General features: G+C 33.7%; 10 protein-coding genes. 9 read left to right on the plus strand and 1 reads right to left on the minus strand.

Annotation, left to right across the window (positions count from 1 at the left end; all coding sequences use genetic code 11):
- Position 1 precedes the first annotated feature (1 nt).
- From dhaL to RPL90_RS10025, 9 genes are all read left to right on the plus strand, one after another.
- Entirely contained in the window at positions 2 to 637 is a 636-nt protein-coding gene (gene dhaL, locus RPL90_RS09985; RefSeq protein WP_313548646.1) for a dihydroxyacetone kinase subunit DhaL, read from the plus strand.
- A 33-nt stretch (positions 638 to 670) separates the two neighbouring features.
- Positions 671 to 1117, plus strand: a complete 447-nt coding sequence (rpiB, locus tag RPL90_RS09990; RefSeq protein WP_313548599.1) for a ribose 5-phosphate isomerase B — start codon at positions 671 to 673, stop codon at positions 1115 to 1117.
- 211 nt (positions 1118 to 1328) lie between these two features.
- Positions 1329 to 2576 (plus strand): copper resistance CopC/CopD family protein, encoded by a 1248-nt coding sequence (locus RPL90_RS09995; protein ID WP_313548603.1) that lies wholly within the window; start codon positions 1329 to 1331, stop codon positions 2574 to 2576.
- Between the two features lie 12 nt (positions 2577 to 2588).
- Entirely contained in the window at positions 2589 to 3173 is a 585-nt protein-coding gene (locus tag RPL90_RS10000) for a YcnI family protein (protein ID WP_313548609.1), read from the plus strand.
- 70 nt (positions 3174 to 3243) lie between these two features.
- Complete coding sequence (locus RPL90_RS10005; RefSeq protein WP_313548613.1) at positions 3244 to 3669, plus strand: DUF2871 domain-containing protein; 426 nt, start codon at positions 3244 to 3246, stop codon at positions 3667 to 3669.
- A 316-nt stretch (positions 3670 to 3985) separates the two neighbouring features.
- A complete protein-coding gene (locus RPL90_RS10010) occupies positions 3986 to 5017 on the plus strand; it encodes an NAD(P)/FAD-dependent oxidoreductase (protein ID WP_313548618.1) in 1032 nt (343 codons plus the stop codon).
- Between the two features lie 92 nt (positions 5018 to 5109).
- On the plus strand, positions 5110 to 5511 hold the full coding sequence (locus RPL90_RS10015) for a GNAT family N-acetyltransferase (protein ID WP_313548623.1): 402 nt from the start codon (positions 5110 to 5112) through the stop codon (positions 5509 to 5511).
- A 40-nt stretch (positions 5512 to 5551) separates the two neighbouring features.
- On the plus strand, positions 5552 to 6301 hold the full coding sequence (locus tag RPL90_RS10020) for an amidohydrolase family protein (protein ID WP_313548629.1): 750 nt from the start codon (positions 5552 to 5554) through the stop codon (positions 6299 to 6301).
- Between the two features lie 95 nt (positions 6302 to 6396).
- Complete coding sequence (locus RPL90_RS10025) at positions 6397 to 7161, plus strand: sulfite exporter TauE/SafE family protein (protein ID WP_313548634.1); 765 nt, start codon at positions 6397 to 6399, stop codon at positions 7159 to 7161.
- A gap of 68 nt (positions 7162 to 7229) precedes the next feature.
- On the opposite strand, the gene glcP is transcribed toward RPL90_RS10025, so the two are convergent.
- Positions 7230 to 8585 carry a glucose transporter GlcP gene (gene glcP, locus RPL90_RS10030; protein WP_313548649.1) on the minus strand — a complete coding sequence of 452 codons (1356 nt, stop codon included), beginning with the start codon at positions 8583 to 8585 and terminating at the stop codon, positions 7230 to 7232.
- Positions 8586 to 8588 lie beyond the last annotated feature (3 nt).

Below are 8588 nucleotides of genomic sequence, written 5' to 3' on the forward strand. Positions count from 1 at the left end.
GATGACATTAACAAGTAATGAATATAAAGCATACATTTTGGCATTAACAGAATTATTTGCGACAAAAAAAGACTATTTATGTGAATTAGATAGAAAAATTGGTGACGGTGATCATGGTGTAACGATGAATATTGGTTACCAAGCAGTAAAAGACACTGTAGAACAGGAACTACAAGCGCAAAATGATATTGCGAAAATTAGTGTTGCCGTAGGTAAAAGCTTCTTAGATGCAGTAGGCTCTTCAGTAGGACCATTGTATGCCTCAGGTTATTTAAAAGCTGCAGTTGCTGTTAAAAATAAAACTGAACTTGATGATGATGGTTTATTCGATTTTTGGATTTCTTTCAGTAAAGGCATTAAAGATAGAGGCAAAGCAAAAATCGGCGACAAAACTATGATAGATACACTTGAACCATTTTATACTACATTAGATGAACAGCGCACAAATGGACTGTCATTCTCAGAAGCGTTTGGTAAAGCATTAGAGCATGCGGAAAAAGGAATGGAAAGTACAAAAGATATTGTTTCAAACAAAGGGCGTTCAAAACGTTTAGGCTATCGTTCACAAGGACACGTCGATCCAGGTGCGATGTCAGCATATTTAATGTTAGAAACATTTCAGCCTTTTGCTAAATAAAATCAAGTAATAAATATAAGGAGGAACAAGATAATGAAAATTGCTATAGGTGCAGATCATAACGGTTATGATTTAAAAGAAGCGGTAAAAAAACAAGTTGAAGACATGGGTCACGAAGTCGAAGATTTTGGCTGCCATCATTGTGCAGAAACAGATTACCCTGATGTTGCTGCAGAAGTTGGGAAAAGTATTCAACAAGGAAACAATGAACGAGGCATTTTAATTTGTGGAACTGGTATTGGTGTTGCAATTGCTGCAAACAAAGTTAAAGGTATCAGAGCAGCAATGGCACATGATGTATACTCTGCAGAACGTGCACAATTAAGTAATAATGCTCAAATATTAACTATGGGTGCACAAATTATTGGTGTTGAAGTAGCTAAAAAAAATGTGGCAGCATACTTAAATGTTGCGTGGGAAGGCGGCTCTCAACGTAAAGTTGATAAAATCGTAGATCTAGAAGCATCTGAAGCGGAATAGTAACTGATAAAATAATAAATTGAATCATAATTTAATAAAACATAAAACGACAAAGCCTGTTGTAGGGTTTGTCGTTTTTGTGTTTTATAAGTCTTCAAGATGTAATAGCTTTATGTCTAAAAGATGACAAATCTTAAAATGTATTGTTCATAAAAGTTTTCTTATATATTATTAAATTGTATGTAATAAAATAGTGAATGGAGGCTTAAAAGTGGCTATAAAAAGTAACTTTTTCTTAAAGTTATATTTAGTATTTTTTGTAGCGTTAGTTTGTTTCACAGTACTTTCAACGCAAAACGCCTCGGCGCATGCGACACTTGAAAAAGTAACGCCTCAAGAAAACAGTATTGTTCAATCACAACCTAAACAGATATTATTACAATTCAACGAGCCTGTTAATACGAGTTACTCCAGTATTATCATTTATGATGATAGTGGTAAAAAGATTGATGAAGTTAAACCTAATACTACTGGGCATAATAAAACATTGTCCTTTGATGTTGATCATTTAAAAAAAGGAACGCATAAAATAAAATGGCATGCCATGTCAGCTGATGGCCATGAAGTCGGTAACCAATTTGAATTTTCGATTGGTAAAAAAACAGCTAATCATGTAGATACAACGCCGCCTTTTTTTGAAACTGCAGCATTTTGGTTTGGCTTTTTACGCTTTTTAGCTGAAGGGTCCATCATCATTCTCATAGGCATTTTCTTAGTTAATAAAATGGCTAGTAAAAAGGGTTTGCCAGAATTTAATGTGATCCCTAAATATCGTTCTGCGATTTGGATGATTATTGGTGTAACATTTATGACATGTTTAGTCTATTTGATGTCGCTTACTTCAGATGTAAGTAGCCAAATACTAACCTTAAATATAGAAACGTTACTGCAAGTCCCTTTATTATTGTCATTATTAGCTATAATTGTTCTGCTTATTTTATTTAGCTTAAAAAATATGTTAGAGAGCTGGTACATACTGATTGCACTTATTATATTAGTCGTGTTGAGTATGTCAGGTCATGCTTTTGCACAGCAATTTCCAGTATGGTCAATTATCATCCGTACAATACATTTAGTCGGTATGTCGATTTGGTTAGGCGCATTAGTTTATCTATTTTATATAACGCTAAATAACAAAGCTCAACAGTTAATGAACATTAAAAACTTTTTATTAATAGTAAATAGCATAGCCGTGTTGATGATTATTATATCCGGTGTATTAATGGTGATTGACGAATCAAGCATATTAACTCTATTTAATCATCTTCAAACGTGGTCAGTGTTAGTTATTATTAAAATTGTAGGCGTTATTGTAATGATGTGTCTTGGTGCTTATCAGACTAAGCGTGTATTAAGCCGTCAATATACAAATAAATCAATGTTATCAATAGAAATAATTATAGGTATCGTACTTATAGTTGCAGGCATTATTATGAGTCAAATTAATATACCAAATTAAAGGAGAAAAAATATGAAGAAATTTATAGTAACTATCGTAGCATTTATTGTTATTTTAAGTATGTCTAAAGTTGCCGACGCGCACGTAACATTAAACCCTAATAGTAGTGAACCAGGATCATATGATAAGTATGATGTAAGAGTACCAGTAGAAAAAGACGACAACACGACAAAAGTTGAACTAAAAGTACCTAAAGGGTTAAACGTAGTTGGCGTTGAACCTGTAAATGGTTTTGAACATAAATTTACTAAAGATAAAAAAGGTAATATCACTAAAATTACTTGGGAAGCAACTAATGGTGGCATTAAACCTAACGAATTTATTGATTTACCAATTCAAGTAGCGAATCCTGATAAAGAAGGTAAATTTAAATGGGATGCTTATCAAACATACAAAAATGGTGATGTTGTGAAGTGGACAGGTAATGAAAAATCTGAAACACCTGCACCTGTTACTACTGTAAGCAAATCAAGTAATAGCAATCAAGGTAATGAGCAAAGTGACGCTTCACATAGCAATGTAGCACTATGGATAGTATCTATTATTGCAATCATTTTATCGTTAATTGCGATTTTTAAAAAATCTCGTAAATCGTAAAGAAAAGTGATATCTTTAGTAATGAGGTAGATAGACTATTTGGCAGTTTATCAAATTAGGAGGGTCATCGATGCGTAGAATTTTATATGCATTTTTAATCTATACGATAATTGGATTAATTAGTGGTTTTTATTATAGAGAACTAACTGTCGCGCATCATTTTACTGGTGATACGCAGTTAAAAGTTTTACACACGCATTTATTAATGCTAGGTATGTTTATGCACTTAGTGTTATTGCCATTTGAAAAACTGTTTAAATTATCAAGTTATTATATCTTTAATTGGTTCTTTATTATTTATAATTTCGGTGTCTTATTTACGGTAGCTATGATGTTTATGAAAGGTACTTATCAAGTCATAGGCAAAACAGTACCTGAATCATTTGCTGGTTATGCAGGTATTGGTCATACAGTACTAACAGCAGGTTTTGTATTACTATTCTTTTTACTTAAAAATGCGTTAATCAAAGATCCAAGAGACTCATATTTAGAATAAAAAGAGTTAGGACAGAAATTCTAATTTCAATAAAGCGCAACTCATTTTACTGAGGTAGTCAGGCTGAAATGAGTTGTTTTTTTATATACTACGTTGTGCTCGTAGAAGCGAAAGTTAAGAGATTGTAGATTATCAACAATACGAGTCATTCAAATTTAACGCTACTTAACATAAAAAAATAAAAAGTGACGAAATAATGAATATATAATGATAACTGATTCATATGATAGATAGATGTAAACGTTTATATTGATAATGGTTATCATTTATAGGATAATAGGTGATGAAATAGCGTTAGGAGATTGGGAGGATTATTATGAAGGACGTTACAATTATAGGTGGCGGTCCTGCTGGATTGTTTGCTAGCTTTTATGCTGGTTTACGAGGAATGGACGTCAGTATAGTCGATGCCCAAAATAAATTAGGGGGTAAAATGCACGTTTACCCAGAAAAAATTATTTGGGATATCGGCGGTTTAGCACCAAAACCATGTTATCAAGTTATAGAAGATACAGTTGCTCAAGGACTACATTTTAAACCTGATGTATATCTTGAAGAAACTGTAACTGATATTAGAAAAATAGATGAACGACATTTTGAAATTGAAACACAAAAGGGTAACGTATATAGCTCTAAAGCAGTGATTATTGCTATTGGTGGGGGTATCATTAATCCTAAACAATTAGATATTAAAGATGCAGAACGTTATAAGTTAACTAATTTACACTACGTTGTACAATCACTGAAAAAATTCAAAGATAAAGATATACTTATTTCTGGTGCCGGAAATTCTGCTTTAGATTGGGCAAGAGATTTAAGTGGTTATGCTAAAAGCGTTACATTAGTATATAGAAAGGCCGATATTTCTGGTTATGAAGCATTGAAAAATATATTAGATGACTTAAACGTTAAAAAGTTACCTAACAGTCGCATTAATCAACTTATTGGTGATGACGAAGGAGAACGTATTGCGCAAGTCGTATTAGAGAATATCGAAACTGGTGAAACTTATCAGCAACAATTTGATGACGTGATTGTTAGCCATGGCTTTGACAGAGAGAGTCCGTTATTGGAAGAAGCTTCAACTAAAGTCGATATGTTTAATGAATATCAAATTAAAGGTTTTGGTAATACCACTACGAGTATCGATGGTTTGTTTGCTTGTGGCGATATTGTGCATCATGATGCAAAGGTTCATCTCATAGCAAGCGCATTTAGTGATGCTGGGAATGCAGCTAATTTAGCAAAAAATTATATAGCACCTGATGCACCAACTGAAGGTTATGTATCTAGTCACAATGACGTTTTTAAAGAATCTAATAAAATGGTAATGAAGAAATACTTATAACAATATAAAGCATTCATATTATAAGACAAATCAGACCGTGTGCTATGGTATAGTCACAGATGATTTGTCTTATTTTTAGGAGGGATATTAGTATGATTAATGTAAAGCACGAAGCACCTTCAGTTGAAGACTATTGTAATTTAAGAAAAGCTGCAGGTATGAGTGAAAAGACAACATCAGCGGCAAAAAAAGGCTTAGGTAATGCTTGTTTCGATGTCGTTATTTATGACGATAATCGTGCAATTGGCATGGGTAGAGTTATCGGTGATGGAGGTACAGCATTTCAAGTTATAGATGTAGCAGTCGATCCTCAGTATCAAGGATTAGGTTATGGTAAAATGATTATGACACATGTAAAGGATTACATTGATTCCGTTGCTGAAAGTTCTTCTTATGTTAGCTTAATTGCTGACTACCCAGCAGACAAACTGTATCAACAATTTGGCTTTCAATCTACAGAACCCAATTCAGGCGGCATGTATATATTATATTAGGCAGTGTATTATTAGTAATGCCATCAAAAAGGAGAGAGCTTTGAGGATATTTGATGCGCATTTTCATATTACAGACTATGACTATGACATAAAAGGCAACAATGGATATATGCCACCATCTTTTACTGCTAACGATTATCAACAACAAAGTACTAAGCTCAATATAGCAGGAGGTGCTATTGTTTCAGGTTCTTTTCAAGGATATGATCAACAATATTTAGTGGATGCATTACAAACTTTAGGTAAGGTTTATTGTGGAGTGACTCAATTACCAGTTACAACGACCGATGAAGAGATCGTAAACTTACATAAACAAGGCGTTAGAGCTTTAAGATTTAATGTGCAACGCGGTGGCTCGGAAAATTTGTCACAATTAAAATATTTTGCCCAACGTGTTTATGATTTAGTAGATTGGCATAGTGAATTGTATATAGATTCTACAAAGTTACCTCAAATAATGCCCACAATTGAGCAATTGCCTACAGTATCTATTGATCATTTAGGTTTATCTAAAGCGGGCGTTAAACATTTGTTATCACTCGTCGATAAAGGAGTACACGTTAAAGCCACTGGTTTTGGACGCGTAGATCTTGATGTAGCTAAGACCATGCAATCAATTTATAATATTAATCCTAGCGCTTTAATGTTTGGTACAGATTTGCCTTCCACTAGGGCGCCAAGACCATTCCAAGAACAAGACATTGAATTAATTAAGCTATCATTTGATGACACAGCATGTGAGAAAATTTTATGGCAAAATGGTATGGATTTTTATAAGCTAAGCAAGTAATAAAAGTAGTGAATTTTGACTAGTACAAAGAGTTGGATATAGGTCATTTCAAGTATAAGTTTGTTTTCACAAAAGTTAGTAGAGGGATGAATTAAATGCTGTTGTTTATAACAATGATTTTAATAGGGATACTTATTGGTTTTACTGGCGCTGGAGGGGCAGGTACTGTTATAGCAGTATTAACAGCAATGTTCGGTATTCCAGTACATACCGCATTAGGGACTTCATTGGCTTCGATGATTTTTACATCGTTGTCAGGAACGTTAAGCCACTTAAAGGCACATAATGTTGTGCTGAAAATAGGTATAATCATAGGGTTGTTTGGTGCAATTGGTTCTTTTATCGGGGCACAAATTGCAGGTTTTATCGATGAAGATATACTTAAATATTGTACAGCAGGCATGATGATATTTTCAGCATTTTTACTATGGCGTAGACTTTTTATGACGCAACGTCCATCTAAAACTAGAGCAACAAGCACAGCAATAAATCACGGTACTAATTTAATTGTTAAAGGTGCATTTGTAGGTATTATCACGGGTTGCTTATCTGGCTTTTTAGGTATTGGAGCGGCGCCATTTATCCAAATAGGACTTTTAACTATCTTTGGTTTAACTGCTAAAAAGTCTGTTGGAACGACCATGTTAGTTATATTACCAATTGCTTTTGTAGGTGGTTTTGGTTACTACATCATAGGTCATTTAGATATACCATTATTTATTAAGGTTGTATGTGGAACGATGATCGGTTCTTATATAGGGGCCAAATTAACTGCATATGCGAATGAAGTATTTTTAAAAGTAGTCATGATTGCAGTTCCAATTGCGTCTGCATTGTTACTTATATTAGGTAAACAATAAAGTATAAATGAATGAATAACAAAGACGTTACAAATTATGAAAATTTGTAACGTCTTTGTTGTCTAAAATTATTTAATGTTAGCGTCAGTCGCATTAGTTCTTGAACGTAAGTCGGCTTCAATTTCTTCTAAGCTACGCCCTCTTGTTTCAGGTAAATATTTAATTACAAATATTAAAGCTGCGATACCGATAACCGCGAAGATTAAGAATACTTGTTCAACTGGTAAAACATCAGTCAATATAGGGAATAACTGAGCTACTAATAAACTACCAATTGATAAGATTAATGCTGCAAAACCAGTTGCCGCACCACGTGCACGCATAGGGAATAGTTCTGGTAACATAACCCATAATACTGGTCCCCAAGTGAAACCAAAGAAAATTATAAATAGTGTTAAACATAAGATAATAATCCATGCAGAAGATTGTATACCAATCATCCAAATTAAGATTGCCATAATAAGTAATGACGCAACCATTCCACTATTACCGATAACTAATAACTTTTTACGATCAATTTTATCGATAATAAATATCGCTACGATTGTAATAAGTACATTGACTGTACCGATACCAACTGTACCTAATATTGAAGTTGCATCGCCTAAGCCTGCTTTACTAAAAATTGAAGGAGCGTAATAAATAATAGCATTGATACCAATTATTTGCTGGAACAAAGCAAAAAGTGAACCGATAATCAATGTCGGACGTAACCATGGTGATTTTAAAACATTCCATGTACTTTCAGAAATACGATTTATTTCTTTCATATCCGCAATTTCTTTATTAATTTCACTTTCGTTGAATGTCATTTTCATTACGTCTCTAGCAGCTTGTTCACTTTTATGTTCTAATAGCCATCTTGGACTTTCAGGCATAAAGGCTACACCTATTAATAGTATAAGGGAAGGAATGACTGCTAAACCTAACATCCATCTCCAACCATCGATTGGTGTGAATGCGTAGTTAATTAAGTATGAAGCTAAAATTCCGATTGTAATCATTAATTGGTTTAATGAGCTTAATGAACCCCTTTGTTCTGTAGGAGCCATTTCTGACAAATATACTGGTACGATGGCAGTAGAACCACCAACTGCTAAACCGATAACTAAACGGCCAATAACCAATACTGGCATTGAAGGCGCTAACGCTAAAATAAGTGCCCCGATAATATAGACGATTGCGATAATAAAGACAACACGTCTACGCCCTAACTTATCGGACATTGGACCACTAGCGCCTGAACCGAATATTGCCCCAACTAACATTGAAGCTACAACTAGGCCTTCAGTAAAACTATTGAGTGGAATATCATTTTTAATAAATAATAATGCCCCGGATATAACTCCCATATCATATCCGTATAATAAACCACCTAGAGCACCTAGAAAGAAAATCAATTTTTTGTTTATTTTAATTCCCATATT

Source organism: Staphylococcus kloosii (genome assembly GCF_032139365.1).
Lineage (GTDB): Bacteria > Bacillota > Bacilli > Staphylococcales > Staphylococcaceae > Staphylococcus > Staphylococcus kloosii_A.

Bases quoted from the DNA above. Each gene is read 5' to 3' on its own strand.
- dhaL (WP_313548646.1), top strand. From the start codon at position 2: ATGACATTAACAAGTAATGAATATAAAGCATACATTTTGGCATTAACA.
- rpiB (WP_313548599.1), top strand. From the start codon at position 671: ATGAAAATTGCTATAGGTGCAGATCATAACGGTTATGATTTAAAAGAA.
- RPL90_RS10000 (WP_313548609.1), top strand. From the start codon at position 2,589: ATGAAGAAATTTATAGTAACTATCGTAGCATTTATTGTTATTTTAAGT.
- RPL90_RS10005 (WP_313548613.1), top strand. From the start codon at position 3,244: ATGCGTAGAATTTTATATGCATTTTTAATCTATACGATAATTGGATTA.
- RPL90_RS10010 (WP_313548618.1), top strand. From the start codon at position 3,986: ATGAAGGACGTTACAATTATAGGTGGCGGTCCTGCTGGATTGTTTGCT.
- RPL90_RS10015 (WP_313548623.1), top strand. From the start codon at position 5,110: ATGATTAATGTAAAGCACGAAGCACCTTCAGTTGAAGACTATTGTAAT.
- RPL90_RS10025 (WP_313548634.1), top strand. From the start codon at position 6,397: ATGCTGTTGTTTATAACAATGATTTTAATAGGGATACTTATTGGTTTT.
- glcP (WP_313548649.1), bottom strand. From the start codon at position 8,585: ATGGGAATTAAAATAAACAAAAAATTGATTTTCTTTCTAGGTGCTCTA.